This window comes from Natrialba swarupiae (assembly GCF_008245225.1).
Lineage (GTDB): Archaea > Halobacteriota > Halobacteria > Halobacteriales > Natrialbaceae > Natrarchaeobius > Natrarchaeobius swarupiae.
Genome location: NZ_VTAW01000020.1, coordinates 36,383 through 58,693, shown reverse-complemented (window position 1 = coordinate 58,693; position 22,311 = coordinate 36,383). Strand labels below are relative to the sequence as shown.

The following is a 22,311-nucleotide window of genomic DNA, read 5'->3' as shown; positions in this document are numbered from 1 at the left end:
GGATAATTGTGTGGGGCCACGGGATTCCGGAGACGGTCCCACCCGACTCATCGCTGGTCGGGGTGTCGTTGCGCGACGATCACGTCCAGCAACTCCTCGAGCTGACGAGGCAACAGGAACCGCTCGCGAACGTGTTCGCGTGCGTTCTCGCCGAACTTCGTCCGACGGTCGTCGTCCTCGAGGAGGTCGACGACGCGCTCGCCAGCGCCCGTCGCGTCGTCCGGGTCGACGAGATAGCCGGTCTCCCCGTCGACGATCTGCAGCGGGATGCCACCGACGTTCGATCCGACGACCGGTGTGCGCTTCCAGAGCGCTTCCGAGACGACCAGTCCGAACCCCTCGCGAAGCGACTTCTGGACGACGACGTCCGACTCGCGTTGCAGGACGTTCACGCCGGTATCCGGCAGATCGGTCAGCACGTGGACGTCCGGATCGGCGGCCGCCTCCTCGGCGACCTGTTCGTACAACTCCAGGCCCTCCGGATCGTCGCCGGCCATCCCGCCGACCAGCGCTAACTGGAGGTTCGACACGTCCTCGCTGGCTCGGCGGTACGCCTCGAGGGTTCCGAACTGGTCTTTCCACGGATCGAACCGGGAGATCTGCGTGACGACCGGGTTCTCGAACGAGAGTGGATCCAGCCGGTCACACGCGGCAGACACCGTCTCTGCGTCGAGCGAGCGGTTTTTCTCCGTGACGGGATCGATCGACGGGTAGATGATGCTCGTCCCCGGAACCGCGGTGTCGCCGATGTAGCCGGATCGGCTGAAGATCGCGTGGTCGACCCGCTTCGTGTACTCGGAGACGAACGCGAGGTACTCCTCGGTCGGATCGGTGAGGTCGATGTGACAGCGCCAGACGATCGGTACGGTCGGCATCGTCGCTTCGAGGTGATCGAGCATCCCAAGCGGCTGTGGATCGTGGATAACGATGAGATCGTATTCGCCTTCGTCCTCGAGTTCGCGGGCGTTTTCCTCGTTGACGGTCCGATAGGTCGCCTTCATCTCCTCGGTCAGCGAGGGCCCGTCCCCCTGGAGCGCGTTGTGCATCGCCTTGGTCACTTCGAAGAAGTCGTCGGTGGCGTCCATGACGAGCCAGTCGGTATCGACCCCGAGATCGTTGCACAGCGGAACGATCGACCGGAGCAGTTCGGCGACGCCGCCGCCGGTCGCGGTCGAGTTGACGTGAAGGATGCGGCTCTCGGAGAGGGTGCCGGCGAGCGACCGCAGCCGCTCGAGACGATCCTGACCCGTCACGTCGGTGTACGCGTCGATCGTTCGATCCGAAAGTGATGGCGCGTGCATCGTCCTACCCGTCGTACAACGACCGGTGGTATCAGTTGTGGGGGCGACGGACAGTTGTGGGTTCGCCGAACGAACGAGTAGCCACGTGATAACACCGGGAAGCGGGGGATAGCAGTCCGTATCACGCGATCGGACTCAGCCCGATAACGACCATCGAGCCGTAACCGAGGGCGAACGCGAGGAGAAGCGAGCCGATCCAGGCGACGACAGTGAGTCCGAGCTTTCGCGGGCTGATGCCGCTGGCCCCGGTGACTGCGAGACCGCTGCCGATGATGGCACTCACGATAATCTCGTTGAACGAAACTGGCACTCCGAGCAGGACCGCGGTCTGGGCGATGAGAAACGACGGGACGAGCGTTGCGATCGAGCGTCGCGGACCCAGTGACGCGTACTCCTGGGAGATCGATTTGATCATCCGGGGTGCGCTCGTCCACGAGCCAACGAGGATACCGATGCCACCGCCGAGCAACACGACCAACGGTGACACCAGCGAGTGGTCCTCGATCAACGGGAACAGCGGACCAACGGCCAGGCCGACCTGGCTCGCCCCAGCGGAGAACGCGACGAGCGCGCCAAGCGAGAGCAAAAAGCGACGCAGCCCACCAGCGAGGTCACGGCGGACGTCCCAGCGGACGAGGGCCGCCGCGAGCGTTCCGACGACGAGCGAGACGGCGACCACGCCGGCGACGCCGGCGACGGGCAACAGACCGGTGCCGCCGGCGGCGATCGATCCGCCAACCGACTCGAGAACCACGAACTCGAGGTTGACGACGACCGCACCGACGAGACCGGCGAGGATCGGCACGCTGACGGTCTCGGGGACGTCCGATCGTGGAAGGACGCTCGCGATGCCGTATGCGATACCGCCGCCGACGAACGGGGTCAGTACCCACACGGCTCCGATTTCGGCGTACTTCCCCCAGGCGGGATCGCCGCCGATCGCGAACCCGACGCCGACGACCGCGCCGGTTACCGTGAACGCGGTCGCGATCGGGTAGCCGGTCGAAATACCAAACGCCATTAGCCCGGCACCGATCACCAACACGACGATGACGCCGACGGTCGGAAGCGTCACGCCGTCGACCAGTCCCGCACCGACAGCCTCCGAAACGCTCGCACCCTGAGTTACTGCGCCGGCGAAGCCGAGGATGCCGACGAGAAATGCCGCACGCATCGTCGAGATGGCGTTTGCGCCGACGGCTGGCGCAAAGGGCGTCGCCCCGCTCGAGCCGGCACCGATGACCCAGGCCATAAAGAGACTCGAGATCCCGGCGACGAGAAACAGGAGTATCGTTGCGAGTTCCATCGGAGAATACGCGTCTAAAACTCCTCAGTCGGCGCCTGTGGGCGTCGTCTCCGCGGCGGTGCGCTGGCTGCGCCAATAGCCCTGAACGTACGCGCCGACGAACATGCCGGCCAGCGCCCAGAGGATCGTAACGTTGCCGACGCCGAGGCTGGCGTAGGCCGCGCCGGGACAGATCCCCGACAGCCCCCAGCCGACGCCGAAGATCGCACCGCCGATCAAGACGTTGCGGTCGAACGACTTCAGCCGCCGACCGTAGGTGTCGCCCGTCAGCGGCGCGCGATCGCGGAGTCGCGGCATCACTGCGAAGGCGATCCCAGTGACGATCGCCGCACCGAACATGACGAACAGCAGTCCGAAATCCTGGAACTGCAGGAAGTTCAGGACGACCTCCGGGCGAGCCATATGACTGAACCCGAGACCGAAGCCGAAGATCAGGCCGCCGACGAAGATCAGCGGCATGAACAGGGGATGTCGTTGCTGACTCATACTACGGTGTCACCCCCAGTGCCATCACGACCTGGGCCGTTCCGATCGCCACGAGCAGGAACGTGATCACGCCGACGATCGACGTCTTCGACGCCGAGCCGACGCCACAGACCCCGTGGCCCGACGTACAGCCCTTGCCGATCCGGGTCCCGATGCCCACGAGGATCCCGCCGAGGAACAGCCGCCACGGCTGAACGTCGGTCAGCCAGAGCGTGATCCCACCGACGTCGTAGAGCTGGCCGGTCGTCCCGGGCTCGTAGAGCCCGCTCGAGACCAGCCCGGACTGGACGGTAAGCGCGTAAACGAACGCGCCGGCGATGATCCCGAGCGTGAAGACGACCCGCCAGTCGCGCGAACTGACGTACTGCTGGAACCGCGACTGGTCCGAGACGTACGACAGCGTCGACTCGAGGAAGGTGCTCGCGCCGGCCGGAATGCCGGTCCCGAGGTAGATGACGACGGCACCGAGGCCGACGAGCACCCCGCCAACGACGTACCGACTGATCCCGACGGGGAACAGCGTCTCGTACAGCGCGGGCGCGAAGAGTTCAGTTACCATTCGGTTGCTGAATGTGGTTAGTCACCGGCCAGGGACTCCTGGCTGGCGGCGCAGTTGTTCGGACCGAGCTCGAGTTCGAACGCCTCCTCGTCGTCGGCCTCCTGCTGGCCGAGGTTCGTCGGAATGATGTCCTCGTAGTTGGCAGGGCGAGGGGGCATATCCGAGAGGATCAACTCGACGAACGCGTCTTCGTCCATCGTCAGTGCATCCATCTCCGCCTCGAGCTGGCCGATCGGTGCGGTGTAGGTGCCGTCGTCGGCTGGCTCGGCGGCGTCGCTGAAGTGAGCACCGCCGATGAGCGTCTCGTCGGGCAGAGTCAGCACGCGTTCTTGCAGCGACTCGTAGAGCTGACTCGCCGCTTCGGGCGCACCGTCGTCACCCTCCTCTAAGTCGGGGCGGGCGACGCTCTCGACGAACAGCCCGTCGCCGGTCGCGAGCAGTGAGCCGTCGATCAGGTACGAGGTCATTCCGGAGGTGTGGCCGGGCGTGGAGACGGTCTCGATCGTCGCCGACCCGACCTGGAACTCGTCGCCGTCCGCGGCCAGCGTCATCTCGTCGGCGTAGGTGACGCCGCGGTCGACGGACGCCTCGGGGATGACACCCTCGACGTCCTCCTCGACGAGGTTTCGAACGCCCGAGATGTGGTCCGCGTGGATGTGCGTGTCGATCGCGTACTGCAGATCGACGTCGAGTTCGTCGGCGTCCTCGAGATAGCGGTCCGTGAACGCGCGCAGCGGGTCGATCACGGCCGCCTCGTCGCCGTCGGCGACGAGGTAGCCGAGACAGCCACTCGAGGGACGCTGATACTGGTAGAGCGTCCCGCTTCCGTCGTAGCGTTCGACCTCGACGCGCTCGTAGATGCGCGCCCAGCCGTTCATTCCCTCCTCGAGGTGGTTGACGTCGTAGCCACGCTCGGCGAGCGAACCGGCAACGAACTCACTGGCGCCGCCTTTGGCACAGAGAACCGTGACCTCGCGGTCGTCCGGCACCGCTGCCAGAACGTCGTCGTCGAGCTCTTCGTCGAGGAACTGGAAGTACGGAACGTTGATCGATTCGACGTTCTCGCCGTCGACCCGCCACTCCTCGTAGTCCGACTCCATCCGCGCGTCGAGCAGCGTGACGTTCTCTCCCGCGTCGATACGTGCTTTCAGCTCGTCCGGCGTCACCGATTCGATCTCGACGTCCGGCGTTGGAAAGTCCATCTCGTCCATGTTGTACACTGCCCAGTACTGGCTGCGAGCACTTAAGGTTTTGTATAGTATTTCCCACACACCACAATACCGATGACGAGGACGAAGAGATTGATATTGGTATACGCGTGTATGAACGGCTGTAGCTACTATGTCGTGATCCAGCCCAACACCGGGTGTTTGGGTACAGTGCAATAATCGATACGCTTTTATGGGTGGCACCGATATTGTATGATAGCTCCAATACAGAGCACAAAGATCGACCATGAGTTCAGAATACGATACCACGGAGACGCTCGACGTGAAAGGACAGTCCTGCCCGATGCCCATCGTCAAAACCAAACAGGCCATCGACGACCTCGAGGCCGGCGACGTACTCGAGGTTGTGGCAACCGACTCGGGCAGTATGAGTGACATCCAGGGTTGGGCCGATGGAACCAGCGGCGTCGAGCTCCTCGATCAGGTCGAGGGAGACGACCTCTACACCCACTACGTCAAGAAGTCGGACTAACATGAGTACGGACAACCAACCGACAGCAGCGGACGAGACCGAGGGCGAACTGGAGCCCGAAGCCGAAATCGACCCCGCGGAGTTACAGGCGCTGCGCGAACGCGTCGACGAACTCGAGGAGTCGGTCGCCGAGAGCGACGCAGCCGACGACGGGAAGAAGATGACCATCGTCGCAACCCAGGGGACCTTCGACATGGCGTACCCGCCGCTGATCCTCGGGAGCACGGCCGCCGCCTTCGGCTGGGACGTCGTCGTCTTCCATACGTTTTGGGGACTCGATATCCTCCACGAGGAGAACTCGAAGAACCTCAAGCTGAGCGCCGTTGGCAACCCGAACATGCCGGTCCCGAACGCCATCGCCGCGATTCCCGGGATGGATCGGATGGCCACCCGCATGATGGAAAAGCGCATCGACGAGAACGGGACCGCCACCATCGAGGAGTTGATCGAACTCTCACTCGAGAGCGGCGTCGATCTCCAGGCCTGCCAGATGACCATCGAGTTGATGGACTACGACGAGGAGAACTTCTACGACGGCGTCACCACGGGCGTCGGTGCGGCGACCGCATTACAGCACATGGCCGAATCCGACATTCAACTGCTGGTGTAGTCCATGGGAGACTCCGCGTTCGCTCGCTCGAAACCGAGTCTACGCGTCGTCGAACAGGTCGCCGATGCAGAGGACGTCACTCCCGGTTCCCTCGAGCCGCCACTCAACGACGTCGTCGATCCGACTGCGTTAGACCGGCTGTTCGAACCGACGACTGCCGCCGGCTCGACGCGACGTGGCCGTGTGACGTTCAGCTATTGTGGGTACGACGTGACGGTTACGTCCGATGGTTCCGTCGGCGTGACGTAGATATGACAGTTTATACGACCGTCCCGACGGCCGCTCAAAAGAGAGTCTGCTGACTATTTAGCACAAATACGGCGTTCGTTACTTATCAATACTGGTAAGTACGGCGATTAGAAACGGTCGGTACGTGGTGAGATGAGTTTTGAAGATCTCGTTGACTAGTCTGTTCGAATCAGGGCGAAAGGAAGTCGGAGCCCTCCGGCGAGACGGGCGCGGGAAGATATTAGTTGCCGTCGCCTTCCCGTGGGCGCTCTTGTTGGGGTCACGCATGGCGTTGCCCGTGTTACTCCCCCACATCCAGAGCGAGTTCGGACTGAGTCTGTCTATCGTCGGGTTCCTGGTGACGTTGCTCTGGCTCGGTGGTGCAATCGGGCAACTGCCCGGCGGGATCCTCGCTGATTATTACAGTGAAGGGGCGATCATGACCCTCTCCCTGGGTCTGGTAGTAATCGCCCTCACGGCTGTCGTCCTCGCACCGAACGCAGCCATCCTGTTCGTTGCGGTTGCGATATGGGGGCTCGCCACCTCGCTTTACCCGATTGCACGAATCACGATCCTCTCTGAAACCTACCCGGATCGGCTCGGAAGCGCTCTCGGGCTCACCATGGCAACCGGAGATATTGGACAAACTCTCATCCCACCAGTTGCGGGTGCGCTCGCAGCAGTGCTCGTCTGGCAAGCAGGACTCGGCTTCATGATCCCGCTTCTCATCCTCGGGGGTGTCGGCATCTGGCTCGTCGTTCCGAGGCAATCTCGAGCGGAGGGTTCGACGGTAACGTTGTCTATGGACACCGCTCGTGACGTTGGAAATGAGTTGCGCCGCCCAACGATGATGTTCGTGAGTTTCATTCTCATCCTGTTTTTCTTCTTCTGGCAAGCGTTCACGTCGTTCTTTCCGACGTATCTGGTGGTCGAAAAGGAGGTCTCGGCAACGATGGCGAGTGTCCTCTTTGGGGTCTTTTTCGCGGCAGGTGCGATCGTCAAACCGATTGCCGGGGTGGCCTACGATCGGATCGGCATGCGATGGGCGCTCATTAGCGTACTCCTCGGTCCGGTCGCAGGGCTCCTTTTGCTCCCGGTGGTCGAGAGTCTCGAAATGATCCTCATAGTGACGTTGGTGATCAGTACTATGCTCGGCAACGGAGCGATCACGCAATCGTTCGTCGCAGAGCAGTTTCCGGCGGATATACAGGGGACTGGACTTGGGTCTGTTCGAACCGTGTCGGCCGTGGTCGGCGCGACGGGACCAGTCCTGTTCGGTATCGTAGCGGACCGCGGATTTTTCAACGAGGGCTACGTTGCCCTTGCAGTAATCGTCGTGATCGTGATCGTGCTTACGTACCGAATGCCCAACCCAAAGAAAAGCGCCTAACACAGTTCTCAGAGCGTACTCAGTCCGGACAACAGCATTGTTTTCGGTGATTCGTGGTGGCGACAATGCTGTCGGCAGTCAGACTGAAAGCTGCAACGATGTGCCGGCTCGATCCCAAGACGGCTCGCGGTCGCGCCGGAAATAATTTACAGTACACCGCATCAACGCGTTTCTTTCACTTCCGACGAGAACTAATACGGTGTACTATAAATCGGGACCGCCGAAACCGCGACCAGTTTGGGGTTTCAGCGGGAAAACGGCACAGCAATCCGTATAACAGAGTGATCTCCGATCGAAAACTACTCCCGAGTGTCCGGGAGTTCAGGTGGTTCGGAACCATCGGCGAGAAGTTCGTACGTATCTTCGAACTCCTGGATGAGCTGTCCCATCTTCGCGTACCAGTCGTTCATCATCCGTTGCATGTCGTTTGCGATTTCGGCCGGGTCGGTGGGGTAGTAGACGTGGTAGTAGCCACCTTGTTCGTAGTTGATCTGCTCTTTCTGGATGAAACCGCTCTCGTACAGTCGCTGGATCGATCGGTACGCCGTTGAGCGCTCACGATCGACCCCATCGGCAACGTCGTCGATCGTCAACGGCTCGTCGCTCTCGACCATCACCCGGAAACACTCCTTGTCGAGACCTTTGAGACCGTGAATACACTCCAACAGCCCTTCACACTCCATATCCTGCTGGAGTTGTTCTGACATCGATCGAGCCATGTTCTACTAGTCCAGAGGTGCCACGGTGATAAAAGAGTTTTGTGGGTATTGTACACTCGTATTAGAGTTGGTGACTGTGTCTTCGATAGCCACCCGAGATGCGAGACGGCAGCCCCCACCCGAAGGCAGTGGTGACGGACCGTCTCGAACGGGTCTGTCTCGAGTGATCGGACGCTGGGCGCGTCAGCAACACTGACAACCCACCGCCGTTATATCGTGGTGCGCGTCGAACGGCGACCCGGAACCGATGACCGACGACACCGATACCGAGCAGACGGCCACCGATCCCGGCCGCGAGATGGGACGGGACACGTCGGAGTTGAGTACGGTCTTCGGCGACGCGTATCGCGGGGAGTTAGATCGGGAAACGACCTGGCGAACACGTCTCGACCAGACGACGACCTGGAGCGTCACGGTGGTCGCTGCGATTCTCACGTGGGCGTTCTCGAGTCCAGACAACCCACACTACGTCATCCTCGTCGGCGTGTTGGCCGTCGGAATGTTCTGCTGGATCGAGGCCCGCCGATACCGCGATTACGACGTCTATCGCGCCCGCGTCCGACTGTTTCAACAGGATCTATTCGCGAACGTGCTCGATCCGTCACTGACGGTCGAACACGACGAGTGGCGGACCGAACTGGGTGAGGACTACCGACAGCCAACGTACAAGATCACGATGTTCGAGGCCGTTTCGAACCGGCTTCGACGAATCTACCTGGCGCTGTTGATCGTCCTCGGCCTCGCATGGCTCTTTCGCGTGGCGGCGTTCGCCCCTGACGCTTCGCTCTCCGGGGCCGCATCGGTTGGATCGGTCTCCGGACCCGTCGTCTTCGTGATCGTCGGCGCGTTCTACGCGACGTTGGTCGCGATCGTGCTCTGGCCACGCAAACGCGAGGCCAAAGGGGAGTTTCGCGACGGCGAGGCCGGCGAGTGGAAAGACGAAGAGTGATTCGTGATTGTGTAGTATTGGGAACTACTAGAAATTTTTTAGGCATACCGCCCCAACTATCCGTGTATGACCGAACCGTTCGTCGTCATCGGCGGTGACGCGGCAGGAATGAGTGCGGCGAGCAAGGCAAAGCGAGAAGATCCGTCTGTGGACGTCGTCGTCTTCGAGAGAGGCGAGTGGGTATCGTATGCGGCCTGCGGGATGCCGTACTATGTGAAGGGGGACGTCGACGATCTCGACGACCTCGTCACCGTCACACCCGAGGAGTTTCGAACCGAACGGGATATCGACCTGCGGACGGGCGAAGAAGTCGTCGACATCGACCCCGACGCCGAAGTGGTGACGGTCGACGCCGACGGTGAAACCTACGAGCAACCGTACGGCGAACTCCTGATCGCAACCGGCGCGAGCGCGATCGAACCGCCGTTCGACGGGCTGGAACTCGAGGGCGTGTTCACCATCCACGACATGGATGAGGCCGACGCTATCGAAGAGTACGTCACCGAACGGGACCTCGAGACCGCCGCAATCGTCGGGGGTGGCTACGTCGGCATCGAGATGGCCGAAGCGATGGCAGCCCACGATATCGACGTCCACCTCTACGAGATGTTGCCCCACGTGCTCCAGCCATTCGGCGAGGACGTCGCCGACGTCGTCGAAGAGCACCTCCGCACACACGGAGTCAATTTGCACCTCGAGACCGCCGTTTCGGGATTCACTGGAGCGAAGCGAGTCGGTGGCGTCGAACTCGAGGACGAAACCGTGTCCGCCGACATCGTGATCGTCGGCGTCGGTGTCGCACCGAACGTCGACCTCGCCGAAGACGCCGGGATCGAACTCGGTCCGACTGGTGCCATCGCGACCGACGAGTACGGCCGAACGACCGCCGAGAACGTCTTCGCCGCTGGCGACTGTGCCGAGGCCCGCCACGTCGTGACCGGCGACCCGGATCACGTCCCGCTGGCGCTGACCGCCAACCGTGCGGGCCGGGCGATCGGTCAGACCGTCACCGGCGATCCGACCCCGATCGGCGAGATCGCGGGGACGGCCATCGTGAAGGCGTTCGACCTCGGGGCCGCCCGGACGGGTCTCCTCGAAGATCAGGGCCGCGAGGCAGGGTTCGATCCGGTTTCTGTCACGATCTCGGCGTCGACGCGCGCTCACTACTACCCCGGCGGCGCGGAACTCACGGTCACGCTCGTTGCTGACCGAGAGAGTGGCCGGCTACTCGGGGGCACCGTCGTCGGCCGTGAGGGTGCCAAACGAATCGATACGGTCACGATGGCGCTTCACGCGGGGATGACCGTCACCGAACTACAGAACGCCGATCTGGCGTACGCACCGCCGTTCAGTCCCGTCTGGGATCCGGTCCTCACCGCGGCGAAAGTCCTCGCCGGGAAACTCGAGTGACGACGTTCGGCGGTGACGAGATCGAGAATCCTTCTGACGACGTCGACGTCCCTGTGGCGTACGTCGCCGATCACGATCGCGGACGCCTCCTGGAGCATCGGAACGGCCGAACCGCTCGAGCAGCCGATCGTCGAAGCCACGTCTTCGACCGCCGAGTCGACAGACACCGTCCACGCCGTCGACGAGTACCTCACCGTCGACGCACTCGTCTCGAACGCCGTCGTCTACGCACAGCTCCCGGAGGCGTGGACGACCGCCCTCGACGACTCGTAGGCCGGATCGAGTTCGTCGGATTCGGGACGATGTTCGCCGTTCCCTATATTGTGCAAAAGTAGCAAGATTATTACCGGCACCGAGTGTAGTATCGGTTCCGAACACGATGACTCCACTCGAACTTCGAGCAGATATCCCCGCGCTACAGGACGACGTCTACCTCAACTTCGGCGCTCACGGTCCGAGTCCGAAGTACGTCGTCGACGCCGCAGACGAGTTCGTCCGCACACACGAGTACGACTCCCCCGTTACGGACGACCCGTACGAGACGGCGTTTCGAGCGTTCGATCGCACGCGAGAGACGGTCGCGTCGTTCGTCGGTGCCGACCCCGACGAGATCGCGCTCACAGAGAGCACGACGGCCGGAATCAACGCGGTCGCGAACGCGATCGACTGGCACCCCGGCGACGTCGTCGTCCGAACGGATCTCGAGCATCCTGCCGGCATCCTTCCCTGGCAACGCCTCGAGCGGGAGGGCGTCGAGGTTCGCGTCGTCGAGACCGACGGCGGCCGAATCGATCGCGATCGGTTCGCCGAAGCCGTTTCCGACGCCGACCTGGCCTGTTTCAGCGCGGTGACGTGGACCCACGGAACGCAGCTCCCAGTGGCCGAACTGGTCGACGTCGCTCACGACGCCGGCGCGCTCGCGCTCGTCGACGCGGTACAGGTTCCCGGACAGCTGTCGATGGACGTGTCGGCGTGGGGTGCCGACGCGGTCGCCGCTGCCGGCCACAAGTGGCTGCTGGGACTGTGGGGCGGTGGCTTCCTCTACGTCGATCGGTCCGTCGCCGACGGACTCGAGCCGCGGACGGTCGGCTATCGGAGCGTCGAGACGCCGACCGCCGACCCGTTCGAGTTCGCCGCCGGCGCGCGTCGGTTCGAAGTCGGATCGGCGAATCCGGCGGCCCACGTCGCACTCCGCGAAGCGATCGACGCGATCGACGAGGTCGGTATCGGCCGAATCGAAGACCGCGTTCGCCGACTCGCCGGCCGACTGGCCGACAGCCTCCCCGACGACCGGCTCCTGAGCCCATCGACGCCGGAATCGGGCCTGGTGACGATCGACGTCGACAATCCGGCCGAGACGGTCGACCGCCTGGCCGCCGCCGGCATTGTCGTTCGACCGTTACCCTGGCCAAACGCCGTGCGAGCCTCCGTCCACGCGGTCAACACCGCTGGTGACGTCGATCGACTGCTCGAGAGCCTGGAATCCGAGTGGTAGGCCGTCGTCGCGGCGTCCGCTCTCGGCGGTGTGAGTGTTGGAATCGCTCGCCCAGAGCAGTATTGTATAGTGTGTCCAAAACCTTTAAACACCAGTGGCACCTACGGTTAGGTGATGACAACCGAGACTCACACCGGATCGACCGACGACCCGCTTCCCGTCGAGGGCGCGGACCACCTCGACGCGATCGTCGACGAGCACGACGTCGTGCTCGTCGACTTCTTCGCGACGTGGTGTGGACCGTGTAAGATGCTCGAGCCCGTCCTCGAGAATCTAGCGGGCGAGACGGACGCCGTCGTCGCGAAAGTCGACGTCGACGACCACCAGCAACTCGCCGGTGCCTACGGCGTCAGGGGCGTTCCGACGCTCGTCCTCTTTGCGGACGGTGAGCAGGTCGAACAGCACACCGGCGCGTTGCCGGCGGACCAACTGCGTGACCTGATCGAAGGATACACCGAATGAGCGAGAGAACACCCGACTCCGTCTCGGACGTCGTGATCGTCGGCTCCGGCGTTGCGGGGCTTTCGGCGGCGGTTTACGCCGCACGAGCCGACCTCGAGCCGACCGTACTCGAGGGGCCGGAGCCGGGTGGCCAGCTGACGCTGACGACCGACGTCGAGAACTACCTGGGCTTTCCCGACGGCGTCGGCGGTATGGAACTGATCCAGCGCGGGAAAGAGCAGGCCGAACGCTTCGGCGCCGAATTCGAGCACGCCACCGTCGAGGAGGCGACGCTCGAAAATCGGCCGTTCGAACTCGAGCTGTCGAACGGCAACACCCTGCGAACGCGCGCGCTGATCGTCGCGACCGGCGCGAGCGCGCGCTGGGTCGGTGCCGACGGCGAGGACGAGATGATGGGTTACGGCGTCTCGACGTGTGCTACCTGCGACGGCGCGTTCCACCGGGGTGACGACGTCCTCGTAATCGGTGGCGGCGACTCCGCGATGGAAGAGGCGCTCTTCCTCGCGAAATTCGCCGACAGCGTCACAGTGGTCCACCGCCGCGACGAGTTACGCGCCTCCGAGGTGATGGCCAAACGAGCTCGCAACCACGACGTGATCTCGTTCCGCTGGAACACCGAACTCGTCGATATCCGCGGCTCGCAAGCGGAGGGAGTGACCGGCGCGACGCTCGTGTCTCACCCCGACGGCCATCCGACGGAACGCGACGAATCCGCAGTCGAACGCGAGACGGTCGACGCCGGCGGCATCTTCTACGCCGTCGGCCACGTCCCCAACACCGACTTCCTCGCGGACACGTCGATCGAACTGGCCGACAGCGGCCACCTCCGCACCCAGGAGGGGCTGACGACCGAAACGGCGGTCGAGGGCGTCTTCGGGGCCGGCGACGTGATGGATCCCCACTATCGGCAGGCGATCACGTCCGCAGGAACCGGAAGCATGGCCGCCCTCGACGCCGAGACGTGGCTCGAGCAACAGGCCGTTCCCGAAACCCCTGCAGCCGCCGAAGCACCGGCCGACGACTGACGGGAGACCGTCTGATACGGTCTGCAATGACTGATACCGGTCGATCGCCCATCGGTCCGCACTCGGCCGGGACGGACCCATAGCGGTCCGTATGAGAGAACGACAGCGGTTCGAGTCACCCCTCGAAGACGTAGTTGTCTGCCATCTCGGTGGGCGTGATCACCTCCACGTCGCCTGCCGCCGCGCGCTCGTCGAGGGCGGACGCCGCCTCTTCGAGGCTCGTCAGTGCATCACTCTCCTCGAGTTGATAGTAGGCAAGTGACGTGATACCGCCCCACTCGGCCGTCCAGTCGATCAGGCCGGCTGCCTCCTCGGGGTCGGGATTGGCGACGAGCGAACAGAGGTGTGGATTCCCTGCGTACCCTTGTGATTGTGTCTGTCCCGCGAACGCCAGATCGAAGTGTTCCTGGACGAGTTCGTAGGAGTCGGCGGTGTACTCCGAACCGGGGAACGCGAAAAACCGGGCACCGTCCTCGTAGCCGTGTTCGGTGAGCCAGTCGATCGAGTCGGTGAGATTCGATTCCAGTTCGTTCGGATTGACGCCTCCGAGGTGAACACCGCGGGCGGACTGACTGGCGATCGTCCAGCCGGCGTCGTCGAGTTCGTCGACCTGATCGTAGAGGAGTCGATCACCTGCAACCGCGGCGTCGGGACGGAGCCGATTCGTGGGCACGAACGCGGTTGCCGGAAGATCGTACTCCTCGAGAACCGGGAACGCGTCCGTGTAGTGCGTTTCGTAGCCCCCGTGGAACTGGAGCATCACCTTTCCGGTCTCGGGAGTGGGAACGAAGTGGAAGTCGTCGACCCAGACCTGACTCTCGGTGTCATCGCTGAACCAACAGATGACCTGGAGGACGATGATTTCGCTCGGATCGGGGTCTCCATGAACACGCGTGAGCCCGAAGTTCTTGCGAACGAGCGGCATATCGGGCAGCACCTGCTGGCTGTACTCGACGTAGTCTCCGTCTTCGTCCTGCAGTTGGATCCGCACGATTCCGCGGTTGTCGGCGGTCATCGCGAGTCCAGGCGTGACGTCGCGAACGTCGATCGGTTCGTCGAGCGAACGCCGGATTCGGACCTGGCCGTCGTCCTCACGCGGTGTGAGACGTGCCGACTGTGAGCCGTCGTACGCCCGGTCCGTATCCGCCTCCAGCGAGCCGATGTCCTGGAACGCCATCCACTCCTCGAGAGTTTCGAAGTCATCGAAGGTTCCGACCAGCCCTGGGGTCGGTTCGTCTTCCTCGTCAGTTTCGTCCTCCTCTGGGGCGTCATCCTCGTCGGTATCGGTCGTCTCACTGCTGTCGTCGTCACGATCACCGTTGCCATCACCGGGATCGTCGTCAGTCGCTTCGTCGCCCATACATCCCGCGATGGTGAGTCCACCTATCGTCGCAGTCGTCGTCGTAAGGTACGTTCGCCGTCTCATCTGTGTGGTAGGAAACGGTTCTGCTGACACGAATTGTTATGAGCACAATAGCTCCAGTGATCGTCTCTGTCATCGAAGATTATTATCGGTAACCGGAATGAACACCGTCGACTGTATTCCGCTACTAGGGAGCTTCGATCTGAGAAAGTCCACAGCCGTGATACGGACCGCTGTACCGCTGTCCTACACGACAGGTTTGTGGTCGAACCGGTACTGACGTCGAGCGGATAGTGCCAAGCGACGGTAACGAACGATACGTCGATCGACGGCTGTGCTGCAGTCAGGTGTACAGGGACGTTTCTACGAGAAGGGGGAGAAACCCAACGGCACTAGTCGTGAGATGAATTCCGCACTGTGCGTGTTAGATCACGTGAGATGACAGTTCGACTCTCGACTATCACGTAATCGTGTACTTCCGACGGCAGCGGGGTTGTGGGCGAATGCCGGCCACGGGTTTACCGGACCGGACCACCAACCCGTGAGTATGATATCGCCCGACCAACGCTCTCGACGGACGCTGCTCTGTGCGGTCGCGAGCGGAATCAGTAGCGCCGTTCTCGCGGGCTGTACCGACGGGACGGGCGAAGGTGACGCCGAATCGGACCGCGACGACGAAGGGGCCGACGAGGCTGCGGACGACGCCGATCCACCAGACGCCGAGTGGGAAGACGTCGACGCGATCGAACTCGAGGCCCACGCCGACGACGGGTGGGTCGGACGTCGCCCAGCACCGATCGACGGCGAAACGAACCCCGATCTGGCCCTCTACGAGGGCCGCGAGTACGAGTTTATCTGGACGAACGCCGACGGTGACGTACACAACTTCGCGATCTGGGAGGACGGAGACGAGCCGCTAGTTTCGACCGCGTTCGTCGATACCGAGGGTGAAGAAACGACGACCGTCGTCGAGGCAGGCAGCGAGATGGACGTCTACCTGTGTGAGACCCACGAACGGGAGATGGTCGGATCGCTCGAGGTCCGGGCCGAGTAGTTCGCCGTCTGTGCTGTATCCAGTCCTTACACTCATCAGATAGCGAGACGGACGCCCGTTCTGTACTGTCCGTCAGTACGGTCAGGGCCGTTCGACCGCCGTTCCCTCGGCGTCGTCAGGAGGGTGCACCGTCGTCGATGTCGTTCGGTTCGTCGATCGGCGACAGCGCGATGTACAGCGACCCGAAGATGATGACAACGTTGACCGCAGCGACGAATCCAGCGAGTCCGGGATGGCCGAGCCCGTACACGACGGTCGGGAAGAGCGCGAGCAAACCGACAGCAGCGGCGTGACGTGGTGACACGTCTTCGAGCATAGCCGATTGTACGGCTCGAAGCGTAATCAATCTAGTACCACGAGCGCAGCCAACACGAGCGCTGCGAGTCGCCGACCGCAGAGTCGCGTCTGCCGACAGCCAACGGAGACTGTCGCCTCGAGAAGTGAGTCGAGAGTCCTCGGCACCGAGCACGTCTCGACTCATCACTGGTCTGACTCGCTGAACAGGGGGGAAAACGCCCACACGAGCAACAGCGCGATTCCGACGATACCGACTGCAATCCCCTGGAGAACCGTCAGTTCGACGTCGAAAAACGCGAGCACCGTTCGGAGTTCGACGACGATCACGAGGAGTATCGCGATCAGGATCAGGAGTTTGGCGGGGGAGGTCCGCATCAGGTGATTCACGATTCGGTCTCGACTAGGGCCTCGAGATACATTCCAGTGTCGGTGGTAGATAGCACGGACGCGACGGTCTCGACGACGACCGGGAACGGACCGATATCGGGGCCGAACAGGCCGCCGCGACTCACGATATTGGCGAGTGGGAACGCGTAGGCGATAGCCACGAGAACGAGCGCGATCGCGATCCACACCCGGAGGTCGTCGAGGACTCGCGGTGAATCCTCGGGACCGGACAGCGCCGGCGGGATCGTCCCGTCGACGATGGGCTCGCTGTCGTCGTTGAAGGCAGTCAGGAGGATCAACACGAGAAAGAGCATCGCCGAGACGAACAGCAACACGCCGCCGATGGCGAGCTGGGCGCGGATCTCGGGAATCGAACCGACGGCGATCTCGTAGTCGAAGTCGTACTGCGGTTCCGCCGAGCGCCGGGGAATGCCGATCAGTCCGCCGCGGTACATCGAGTTCGTCATAAAGACGATGCCGACGAACCAGAGGACGACCTGGACCAGCGCGACGTCGCGTCCGACCAGTCGGTTACCGGTCAGCTGCGGAACGAGCCAGTACGACCCGGCCATGAACGTCAACGCGACGGCCGTCCCGACCTGCGTGTGGATGTGACCGGGCACCCACAGCGAGTTGTGGACGAGGTAGTTGATGTTCATGCCCGCGTTGACGATGCCCGTGAACCCGCCGAACGCGAAGACCACACCGGCGAGAGACATTCCGGTAAAGGCCGGGTCGCGCCAGGGGAGCGCCTGAAGCCAGTTGAAGTAGCCGTCGCCGCCGCGTTGGCGGGCCCCGTGTTCCATGCTCGCGACGACGGTGAACGCTGTTAAGAAACTCGGTAACAGCAGGAACATCGTGTTCGTCATCACGATAAACTTGAATCCATCCGAGATGCCCGGATCGAGATACTGGTGGTGAATCCCGACGGGCGTCGAGAGCAGTATAAAGAGGATGAAGACGACGCGTGCTAGTGGATCGCTGAACAGCCGCCCGCCGGAGAGTTTGGGCAGGACGGTGTACCACAGGAGGTACGCTGGCAACAGCCAAAAGTAGACGACTGGATGCCCGAAGTACCAGAACAGCGTCCGCGTCAGCGTGGGGTTGAGACTGCCTGTGAGGCCCAGCGACCACGGCAAGATGAACGCGAGAATGGATACCGCTACGCCGATCGAGGAGATATACCACATAATCATCGTCGTGAGGACCATGAACGTTGGTAACGGGATGCGTGCATCCGGATTCTCTTGCTTCCAGGACCACCAGGTTCGGAACCAATCGGCACCGGCAAGCCACGTCCCGACGACGAACAGGACGAGTCCAACATAAAAGATCGGATTCGCTTGCAACGGCGCGTAGAACGTAAAGAGGACGTCAGCACTCAGTTCGGAGCCGAGGACGGTCGGCGGATCGTCCAGAAACCCGGCGAGTATCGCGATCGCAGCCAGAAGCGTCCCGGAGGACATCAACCCGTACCACGCCCAGGTGAGTCGCATGTCGACGGGGCCACGACCCAGACTGTCCGTTACCGCCCACTGATAGAGTCCCACGAGGAAGAAGATCGTGAACGTGATGACCAGAAAGACGCCGTGGCCCGTCAGGATGGTATAGTACGTCGGCGACTCGACGAGTCGGAGGATGTCGGTCCGGTGTAACGCCTGTAACACGCCGAAGAGCGCCCCGATCCCCAGGGCGATGTAGGCGGTCAGAAACGCCGAACGGACGACTCGAGCCTGCTTGGGATAGCTGTCGACGAACAGGTCCGTCACGAGTCGTCACCTCCGTCCTCCTCGTCGCCGACCGTTACGGACCCGCTCTCGGTTTCGTCGTCCACCGAGATTGTCCAGTCGTGGTCACCCTCGCCGAGCTCCTCGCCGTCGACGGTGATCGTCACCGTCTCCGAACCGTCGCCGGCCACCGTGACGTCCTCCTCGAACGTCTCGTCGCCGATCTCCGCCTCGAGGGTGACGTCGAGGTCCTCGAGCAACCCGTTGTCGATCGTCGCCTCGAGTTCGACGTCGTCCCCAGGAGCGACCGATTCCGGCGCGTCCACTGCGAGTTCGGTCAGAGTGAACTCGTCTTCGGGGTGGACGATCAACTCGCCCTCCATGTCGTGGTGACCGGAGCCACAGTACTCGTTACAGACCACGCCGTACTCGCCGGGTTCGTCGAACTCGACGGTCATCACTGACACCTCGCCGGGAATGACCATCGTGTTCGTGTTCGTTCCGACGACGGTGAAACTGTGGATCACGTCCCGAGACGTGACGTAGAACGTCACCTCGCTGTTGGCCGGGACTTCGATCGGATCCGGCTGGTAAATGAACGTCATCGCGACGACGTAGGCCTCGTACTCGTCTTCACCCACCTGTTCGACGCGGGGATCCGCAAAGCGTTCGTCGTCGTCGATATCGTCCGGTGGGAGCGTTGCTTCCTGATCGTCGACCATGGTAATTCCGAGCCCGACCGCCCCGTACGTGATCGTGACGATGAAGCCGACGATGAGTACCATCGCCCCGATCAGCCACAGCCGTTCGTACTGGTGAATCCTCATCGTCGACACCTTACAGGACGATCATCGGCGTCGGTGCGTTCCCGAGGAATTCGACGAAGTACGTAAACACCCACATCAGCGTGAGGACGACGAAGTACAGGACGATCAACGCCAGCGTCCCGTATGGGTCGAACTCATCGTGGTCGATCTCTCGAGCAGCGGTGGTGTCATCCATGGCGAGCGCGATACCACGGTAACGGTAATAAAAGCAGGTGCGGTTACCTGATATAAATCACACTTTCACCCGTGAAACGATGTAAGTAAGAACAGGATACACGGGGCGATCTTGCTGTCGCTGTCGACCGTACGAAGCAATATCAGTGAACTGTCTAGACTAGTATGATTGTAGAGTCCACTGTCCGCCTGGTCGGGATCGACTCGACGTCGGGGCTGTCGACGACACTACCCGAAACGAATCGATCGGTGATTTCGAATCGATGCCGACGGCGAGCGTTACGTGAACGCACTCGCGACCAGCAGCGGGAACACGAGCGTGGCTTCGGCTTCGATTTGCGTGTAGTTCGTCCGCCGCTCTTTGATCTTCCCCCACGACACCGCCTCGTTGGGTGGCGCTCCCGAGAGCGATCCATCCCCTTCCATCCCCGTCGATATGTAGACGACGTAGTCGGCACCGCCCCGGAACAGGTTCGTCATGATCGCGTGGTGTTTCGGCACGCCGCCGCCGACGGCGATCAGTCCCGTCGTATCGGCGAGCAAGCCGTCCTCAATGAGCGAGTCGTAGTCGTCCAGAATCTCGATACCGACCTCCGAGTCGTACCCCTGCCGGTAATAATAGAGGAAGTTTCCGACCTCCGCGTCCGTCAGCGCCGGACAGTAGACGGGAACGTCGTTGTCCGCGGCCTGTTTCAGGACGGAATCTTCGTCGTCGAGCGTCTCCCCGAGTTCCCGGGCGAACGCCGTCGGCGTCCGAACTTTCTCCTCCGCGAAGAAATCCTCGAAGAAGTCGTAGAGATACTCCTCGAGCCACACGTATCGATCGGACGGGACGAAGATATTTCCGAGACGATTGATTCCACGGTCACGAAGCGTCGACTCGTCGGCGTCCCACTCGCCCATCTTGAACGGCTTCTCGGTCTTGATGACGTCTTCGGTCAACGATCCCGACGTCGTGATGAGCACGTCGACGTACCCTTCGCGTACCAGGTACGCGACTACTTCACGCAGCCCCGAGGAGATGATGTTCGAGGTGAACGTGAGGTAGACGGTCGCGTCGTCTTCTTGCATTCGTTCGGCGATATCGATGGCCTCTGCGAGTTGTGTCGCCTGAAACCCCGTCGTCTCGTAGGACGACATGAGGTCCTGAAAGTCGAACTCGCCGCGGAAATCGTATCCGCGGACGTCCGCCGTGGATAGTTCGTCGCCGCTCCCCGGAAGGACGTGTTCTCGGGATTCGTCGTCGGTCATACCCTCTCGTTGTGCGACGACTGATTTGAATCCCTCGTCTCGAGACGAGTGAGCGCGCCGAGACGACCGCGACTACCCGACCATCGCTCTCGTATACACGAGCATAACAATGCCAACTGCGATCACGACCGTTAACCATGCGACGAAGATCGCCGTCGCTTGACGGCCCGTAAGCTGGTCGCCGCTAAGCACGTCGTCGAACACCATGCCCGATAGTAGCCAGCACCCCGAGATAAAGCGTTTGGTCTCCGGTGGGTCACAGCTCGTCCGCCGTGATCGCCTCGAGGTTCTCGAGGTGTTCGCCGACCGAACGATAGTACCAACTGTTCGACGCTCGTACTCACACTGTCCATACTCACTTATTGGTTTGAGCTGAATTTTTCATTAATCCTACAACAAGGAGTCGGTCGCCGACGGGACGTGATACAGACATCGTAACAGTAGACCACATCAAGTATATAATAGTACAACATGTACGGACGTACCGATCTCGATCAAACTCACTCGACCGTTTATTACAGGAGTATGATTGTAATCGAAGAGCGACCATGTTCGGTCTATTTCGCAGGTTAGATTGGGAGACCAACCAGTAAAGGTATCGCTCGTAGAACACATATAATAAAAGTCCACGTATAGCGGACCGATACCGCGACGACACGAGCCCAGCCCAGCGCGCAATCGGTGGAACTCATCCACGTCCGTCCCTATCCGGAGAGCAAAGCAAGCGCACCGCCCAGACTATCACGGGACGTCACCGAAACTCTTCGAGATACGAGTCCTCGATCGTCGCCTCGAGGTCGTCGACGTACTCCGCCAGGATCGCGGGTAGTTCGGTGGTGTACCGATCGTCCGTGAACCGATACTTTGGACCGATGATGGCGACCGCACCGAGAACACGCCCGTCGGGGCCCCTGACGCACCGACCGACTTCTCTGAGGCCGTCGACGTACTCCTCGTCGGCGAACGCGACGCCTCGCTCGCGAACCTGCTCGAGTTCCTCGAGGAGGGCGTTCCGGTCCGTAATCGTCTGCGTTGTCTGTCTGGGGAGCCCCCAGTCGTCGAGGATCGCTTCGACGCGGTCGTCGGGGAGTGCAGCGAGAATCGCTTTCCCGGTCGCGACGCAGTGGAGATAGTAGTAGATCCCGGCGGAACTCGGAGCAGTGGAGATGTGGCGCTCCTTGGACGGAAAGTGGCTGTCCGGGTGGAAGGATTCGTAGACCAGAATACCGCGGTTGTCGTTTTCGACGACGAACTCGACCTCCTCGTCGATCTCGTTCGACAGTTCCGTCACGGTCTGTTTTGCCAACGTGTACGCCGTCTTCCGTGATCGCGCGTACTCTCCGTGGTTGAGAAAGCGCAACCCGATATGATAGACCGCACCCTCCTTCGTGAGATACCCCTCATCGAGGAGGGTTCGGAGATGGAGGTGAACCGTACTTCGCGACATCTCGAGTTCGTCGGTCAGCTCCTCGAGCGTTGCACCACCCTGCGTCTGGATCGTATCGATCACGCCCAGTGACCGTTTCGTGGTTTTCGCCGTCTGTCTGGTCATAGCGGTTCGTATCGGATTACACAATATAAACGTTCGCT

The 22,311-nt window shown here is 61.9% G+C and carries 25 protein-coding genes and 1 pseudogene; 11 read left to right on the top strand and 15 right to left on the bottom strand.

Annotated features, from left to right (window positions below):
- Positions 1 to 47: 47 nt before the first annotated feature.
- The 5 genes from FYC77_RS14595 to FYC77_RS14575 all read right to left on the bottom strand — a co-directional run bounded on the left by FYC77_RS14595 (position 48) and on the right by FYC77_RS14575 (position 4,863).
- Positions 48 to 1,301 carry a glycosyltransferase gene (locus tag FYC77_RS14595; RefSeq protein ID WP_149082227.1) on the bottom strand — a complete coding sequence of 418 codons (1,254 nt, stop codon included), beginning with the start codon at positions 1,299 to 1,301 and terminating at the stop codon, positions 48 to 50.
- 121 nt (positions 1,302 to 1,422) lie between these two features.
- Positions 1,423 to 2,607 (bottom strand): inorganic phosphate transporter, encoded by a 1,185-nt coding sequence (locus FYC77_RS14590; protein ID WP_149082226.1) that lies wholly within the window; start codon positions 2,605 to 2,607, stop codon positions 1,423 to 1,425.
- Between the two features lie 24 nt (positions 2,608 to 2,631).
- A complete protein-coding gene (locus FYC77_RS14585; protein WP_149082225.1) occupies positions 2,632 to 3,093 on the bottom strand; it encodes a YeeE/YedE family protein in 462 nt (153 codons plus the stop codon).
- A 1-nt stretch (position 3,094) separates the two neighbouring features.
- Positions 3,095 to 3,652, bottom strand: a complete 558-nt coding sequence (locus tag FYC77_RS14580; RefSeq protein WP_149082224.1) for a YeeE/YedE family protein — start codon at positions 3,650 to 3,652, stop codon at positions 3,095 to 3,097.
- A gap of 17 nt (positions 3,653 to 3,669) precedes the next feature.
- Positions 3,670 to 4,863: an MBL fold metallo-hydrolase gene (locus FYC77_RS14575; RefSeq protein ID WP_149082223.1), complete on the bottom strand. Its 1,194-nt coding sequence runs from the start codon at positions 4,861 to 4,863 to the stop codon at positions 3,670 to 3,672.
- Positions 4,864 to 5,107: 244 nt separating this feature from the next.
- Here FYC77_RS14575 and FYC77_RS14570 point away from each other — a divergent pair, with 244 nt between their 5' ends.
- The 4 genes from FYC77_RS14570 to FYC77_RS14555 all read left to right on the top strand — a co-directional run bounded on the left by FYC77_RS14570 (position 5,108) and on the right by FYC77_RS14555 (position 7,581).
- The gene (locus FYC77_RS14570) at positions 5,108 to 5,353 is read left to right on the top strand and encodes a sulfurtransferase TusA family protein (protein WP_149082222.1); all 246 of its coding nucleotides are present in this window, start codon (positions 5,108 to 5,110) and stop codon (positions 5,351 to 5,353) included.
- Position 5,354: 1 nt separating this feature from the next.
- Positions 5,355 to 5,963, top strand: coding sequence for a DsrE/DsrF/DrsH-like family protein (locus FYC77_RS14565; RefSeq protein ID WP_149082221.1), 609 nt, complete (start codon positions 5,355 to 5,357; stop codon positions 5,961 to 5,963).
- A gap of 3 nt (positions 5,964 to 5,966) precedes the next feature.
- Positions 5,967 to 6,212, top strand: coding sequence for a HalOD1 output domain-containing protein (locus FYC77_RS14560; RefSeq protein ID WP_149082220.1), 246 nt, complete (start codon positions 5,967 to 5,969; stop codon positions 6,210 to 6,212).
- 253 nt (positions 6,213 to 6,465) lie between these two features.
- Positions 6,466 to 7,581: an MFS transporter gene (locus tag FYC77_RS14555; protein ID WP_238386967.1), complete on the top strand. Its 1,116-nt coding sequence runs from the start codon at positions 6,466 to 6,468 to the stop codon at positions 7,579 to 7,581.
- 299 nt (positions 7,582 to 7,880) lie between these two features.
- On the opposite strand, the gene FYC77_RS14550 is transcribed toward FYC77_RS14555, so the two are convergent.
- Positions 7,881 to 8,300 carry a helix-turn-helix domain-containing protein gene (locus tag FYC77_RS14550; RefSeq protein WP_149082219.1) on the bottom strand — a complete coding sequence of 140 codons (420 nt, stop codon included), beginning with the start codon at positions 8,298 to 8,300 and terminating at the stop codon, positions 7,881 to 7,883.
- 247 nt (positions 8,301 to 8,547) lie between these two features.
- Here FYC77_RS14550 and FYC77_RS14545 point away from each other — a divergent pair, with 247 nt between their 5' ends.
- The 6 genes and pseudogenes from FYC77_RS14545 to FYC77_RS14520 all read left to right on the top strand — a co-directional run bounded on the left by FYC77_RS14545 (position 8,548) and on the right by FYC77_RS14520 (position 13,641).
- A complete protein-coding gene (locus tag FYC77_RS14545) occupies positions 8,548 to 9,249 on the top strand; it encodes a DUF2270 domain-containing protein (RefSeq protein WP_149082218.1) in 702 nt (233 codons plus the stop codon).
- Between the two features lie 66 nt (positions 9,250 to 9,315).
- Positions 9,316 to 10,659 carry an FAD-dependent oxidoreductase gene (locus FYC77_RS14540; RefSeq protein ID WP_149082217.1) on the top strand — a complete coding sequence of 448 codons (1,344 nt, stop codon included), beginning with the start codon at positions 9,316 to 9,318 and terminating at the stop codon, positions 10,657 to 10,659.
- Positions 10,660 to 10,728: 69 nt separating this feature from the next.
- Positions 10,729 to 10,932 (top strand): annotated as a pseudogene (locus tag FYC77_RS14535) (M20 family metallopeptidase); the annotation flags it as partial.
- 106 nt (positions 10,933 to 11,038) lie between these two features.
- The gene (locus FYC77_RS14530) at positions 11,039 to 12,154 is read left to right on the top strand and encodes an aminotransferase class V-fold PLP-dependent enzyme (RefSeq protein ID WP_149082215.1); all 1,116 of its coding nucleotides are present in this window, start codon (positions 11,039 to 11,041) and stop codon (positions 12,152 to 12,154) included.
- A 114-nt stretch (positions 12,155 to 12,268) separates the two neighbouring features.
- Positions 12,269 to 12,616, top strand: a complete 348-nt coding sequence (trxA, locus tag FYC77_RS14525) for a thioredoxin (protein WP_149082214.1) — start codon at positions 12,269 to 12,271, stop codon at positions 12,614 to 12,616.
- The gene (locus FYC77_RS14520; protein WP_149082213.1) at positions 12,613 to 13,641 is read left to right on the top strand and encodes an NAD(P)/FAD-dependent oxidoreductase; all 1,029 of its coding nucleotides are present in this window, start codon (positions 12,613 to 12,615) and stop codon (positions 13,639 to 13,641) included. Before trxA ends, FYC77_RS14520 begins: the two co-directional genes overlap by 4 nt.
- A gap of 115 nt (positions 13,642 to 13,756) precedes the next feature.
- Here FYC77_RS14520 and FYC77_RS14515 read toward each other — a convergent pair whose 3' ends face one another.
- The gene (locus FYC77_RS14515) at positions 13,757 to 15,067 is read right to left on the bottom strand and encodes a polysaccharide deacetylase family protein (protein WP_149082212.1); all 1,311 of its coding nucleotides are present in this window, start codon (positions 15,065 to 15,067) and stop codon (positions 13,757 to 13,759) included.
- A gap of 484 nt (positions 15,068 to 15,551) precedes the next feature.
- Between FYC77_RS14515 and FYC77_RS14510 the strand changes: the two genes are divergently transcribed.
- Positions 15,552 to 16,058, top strand: a complete 507-nt coding sequence (locus FYC77_RS14510; protein ID WP_149082211.1) for a cupredoxin domain-containing protein — start codon at positions 15,552 to 15,554, stop codon at positions 16,056 to 16,058.
- Positions 16,059 to 16,173: 115 nt separating this feature from the next.
- Here FYC77_RS14510 and FYC77_RS14505 read toward each other — a convergent pair whose 3' ends face one another.
- From FYC77_RS14505 to FYC77_RS14475, 8 genes are all read right to left on the bottom strand, one after another.
- Positions 16,174 to 16,374 (bottom strand): cytochrome-ba3 oxidase subunit, encoded by a 201-nt coding sequence (locus FYC77_RS14505; protein WP_149082210.1) that lies wholly within the window; start codon positions 16,372 to 16,374, stop codon positions 16,174 to 16,176.
- Positions 16,375 to 16,538: 164 nt separating this feature from the next.
- Positions 16,539 to 16,730 carry a CbaC protein gene (locus FYC77_RS14500; RefSeq protein ID WP_149082209.1) on the bottom strand — a complete coding sequence of 64 codons (192 nt, stop codon included), beginning with the start codon at positions 16,728 to 16,730 and terminating at the stop codon, positions 16,539 to 16,541.
- An 8-nt stretch (positions 16,731 to 16,738) separates the two neighbouring features.
- On the bottom strand, positions 16,739 to 18,511 hold the full coding sequence (locus tag FYC77_RS14495) for a b(o/a)3-type cytochrome-c oxidase subunit 1 (protein WP_149082208.1): 1,773 nt from the start codon (positions 18,509 to 18,511) through the stop codon (positions 16,739 to 16,741).
- On the bottom strand, positions 18,508 to 19,296 hold the full coding sequence (locus tag FYC77_RS14490) for a cytochrome c oxidase subunit II (RefSeq protein WP_149082207.1): 789 nt from the start codon (positions 19,294 to 19,296) through the stop codon (positions 18,508 to 18,510). Before FYC77_RS14490 ends, FYC77_RS14495 begins: the two co-directional genes overlap by 4 nt.
- A 10-nt stretch (positions 19,297 to 19,306) precedes the next feature.
- Entirely contained in the window at positions 19,307 to 19,471 is a 165-nt protein-coding gene (locus FYC77_RS14485; protein ID WP_149082206.1) for a cytochrome oxidase, read from the bottom strand.
- Between the two features lie 278 nt (positions 19,472 to 19,749).
- Entirely contained in the window at positions 19,750 to 20,721 is a 972-nt protein-coding gene (locus FYC77_RS14480) for a deoxyhypusine synthase (RefSeq protein ID WP_149082205.1), read from the bottom strand.
- Between the two features lie 72 nt (positions 20,722 to 20,793).
- A complete protein-coding gene (locus FYC77_RS20915; protein WP_274381033.1) occupies positions 20,794 to 20,928 on the bottom strand; it encodes a hypothetical protein in 135 nt (44 codons plus the stop codon).
- 544 nt (positions 20,929 to 21,472) lie between these two features.
- Positions 21,473 to 22,273 carry an IclR family transcriptional regulator gene (locus tag FYC77_RS14475; RefSeq protein WP_149082204.1) on the bottom strand — a complete coding sequence of 267 codons (801 nt, stop codon included), beginning with the start codon at positions 22,271 to 22,273 and terminating at the stop codon, positions 21,473 to 21,475.
- Positions 22,274 to 22,311: the final 38 nt, after the last annotated feature.

Excerpts from the sequence above, each read along its gene's own strand:
- FYC77_RS14550 (WP_149082219.1), bottom strand. The coding sequence starts at position 8,300 with ATGGCTCGATCGATGTCAGAACAACTCCAGCAGGATATGGAGTGTGAA.
- FYC77_RS14595 (WP_149082227.1), bottom strand. The coding sequence starts at position 1,301 with ATGCACGCGCCATCACTTTCGGATCGAACGATCGACGCGTACACCGAC.
- FYC77_RS14590 (WP_149082226.1), bottom strand. The coding sequence starts at position 2,607 with ATGGAACTCGCAACGATACTCCTGTTTCTCGTCGCCGGGATCTCGAGT.
- FYC77_RS14530 (WP_149082215.1), top strand. The coding sequence starts at position 11,039 with ATGACTCCACTCGAACTTCGAGCAGATATCCCCGCGCTACAGGACGAC.
- FYC77_RS14520 (WP_149082213.1), top strand. The coding sequence starts at position 12,613 with ATGAGCGAGAGAACACCCGACTCCGTCTCGGACGTCGTGATCGTCGGC.
- FYC77_RS14510 (WP_149082211.1), top strand. The coding sequence starts at position 15,552 with ATGATATCGCCCGACCAACGCTCTCGACGGACGCTGCTCTGTGCGGTC.
- FYC77_RS14575 (WP_149082223.1), bottom strand. The coding sequence starts at position 4,863 with ATGGACGAGATGGACTTTCCAACGCCGGACGTCGAGATCGAATCGGTG.
- FYC77_RS14570 (WP_149082222.1), top strand. The coding sequence starts at position 5,108 with ATGAGTTCAGAATACGATACCACGGAGACGCTCGACGTGAAAGGACAG.
- FYC77_RS14580 (WP_149082224.1), bottom strand. The coding sequence starts at position 3,652 with ATGGTAACTGAACTCTTCGCGCCCGCGCTGTACGAGACGCTGTTCCCC.
- FYC77_RS14475 (WP_149082204.1), bottom strand. The coding sequence starts at position 22,273 with ATGACCAGACAGACGGCGAAAACCACGAAACGGTCACTGGGCGTGATC.
- FYC77_RS14540 (WP_149082217.1), top strand. The coding sequence starts at position 9,316 with ATGACCGAACCGTTCGTCGTCATCGGCGGTGACGCGGCAGGAATGAGT.
- FYC77_RS14505 (WP_149082210.1), bottom strand. The coding sequence starts at position 16,374 with ATGCTCGAAGACGTGTCACCACGTCACGCCGCTGCTGTCGGTTTGCTC.
- FYC77_RS20915 (WP_274381033.1), bottom strand. The coding sequence starts at position 20,928 with ATGGTGTTCGACGACGTGCTTAGCGGCGACCAGCTTACGGGCCGTCAA.
- FYC77_RS14515 (WP_149082212.1), bottom strand. The coding sequence starts at position 15,067 with ATGAGACGGCGAACGTACCTTACGACGACGACTGCGACGATAGGTGGA.
- FYC77_RS14480 (WP_149082205.1), bottom strand. The coding sequence starts at position 20,721 with ATGACCGACGACGAATCCCGAGAACACGTCCTTCCGGGGAGCGGCGAC.
- FYC77_RS14560 (WP_149082220.1), top strand. The coding sequence starts at position 5,967 with ATGGGAGACTCCGCGTTCGCTCGCTCGAAACCGAGTCTACGCGTCGTC.
- FYC77_RS14545 (WP_149082218.1), top strand. The coding sequence starts at position 8,548 with ATGACCGACGACACCGATACCGAGCAGACGGCCACCGATCCCGGCCGC.
- FYC77_RS14485 (WP_149082206.1), bottom strand. The coding sequence starts at position 19,471 with ATGGATGACACCACCGCTGCTCGAGAGATCGACCACGATGAGTTCGAC.
- FYC77_RS14585 (WP_149082225.1), bottom strand. The coding sequence starts at position 3,093 with ATGAGTCAGCAACGACATCCCCTGTTCATGCCGCTGATCTTCGTCGGC.
- trxA (WP_149082214.1), top strand. The coding sequence starts at position 12,269 with ATGACAACCGAGACTCACACCGGATCGACCGACGACCCGCTTCCCGTC.
- FYC77_RS14565 (WP_149082221.1), top strand. The coding sequence starts at position 5,355 with ATGAGTACGGACAACCAACCGACAGCAGCGGACGAGACCGAGGGCGAA.
- FYC77_RS14490 (WP_149082207.1), bottom strand. The coding sequence starts at position 19,296 with ATGAGGATTCACCAGTACGAACGGCTGTGGCTGATCGGGGCGATGGTA.
- FYC77_RS14500 (WP_149082209.1), bottom strand. The coding sequence starts at position 16,730 with ATGCGGACCTCCCCCGCCAAACTCCTGATCCTGATCGCGATACTCCTC.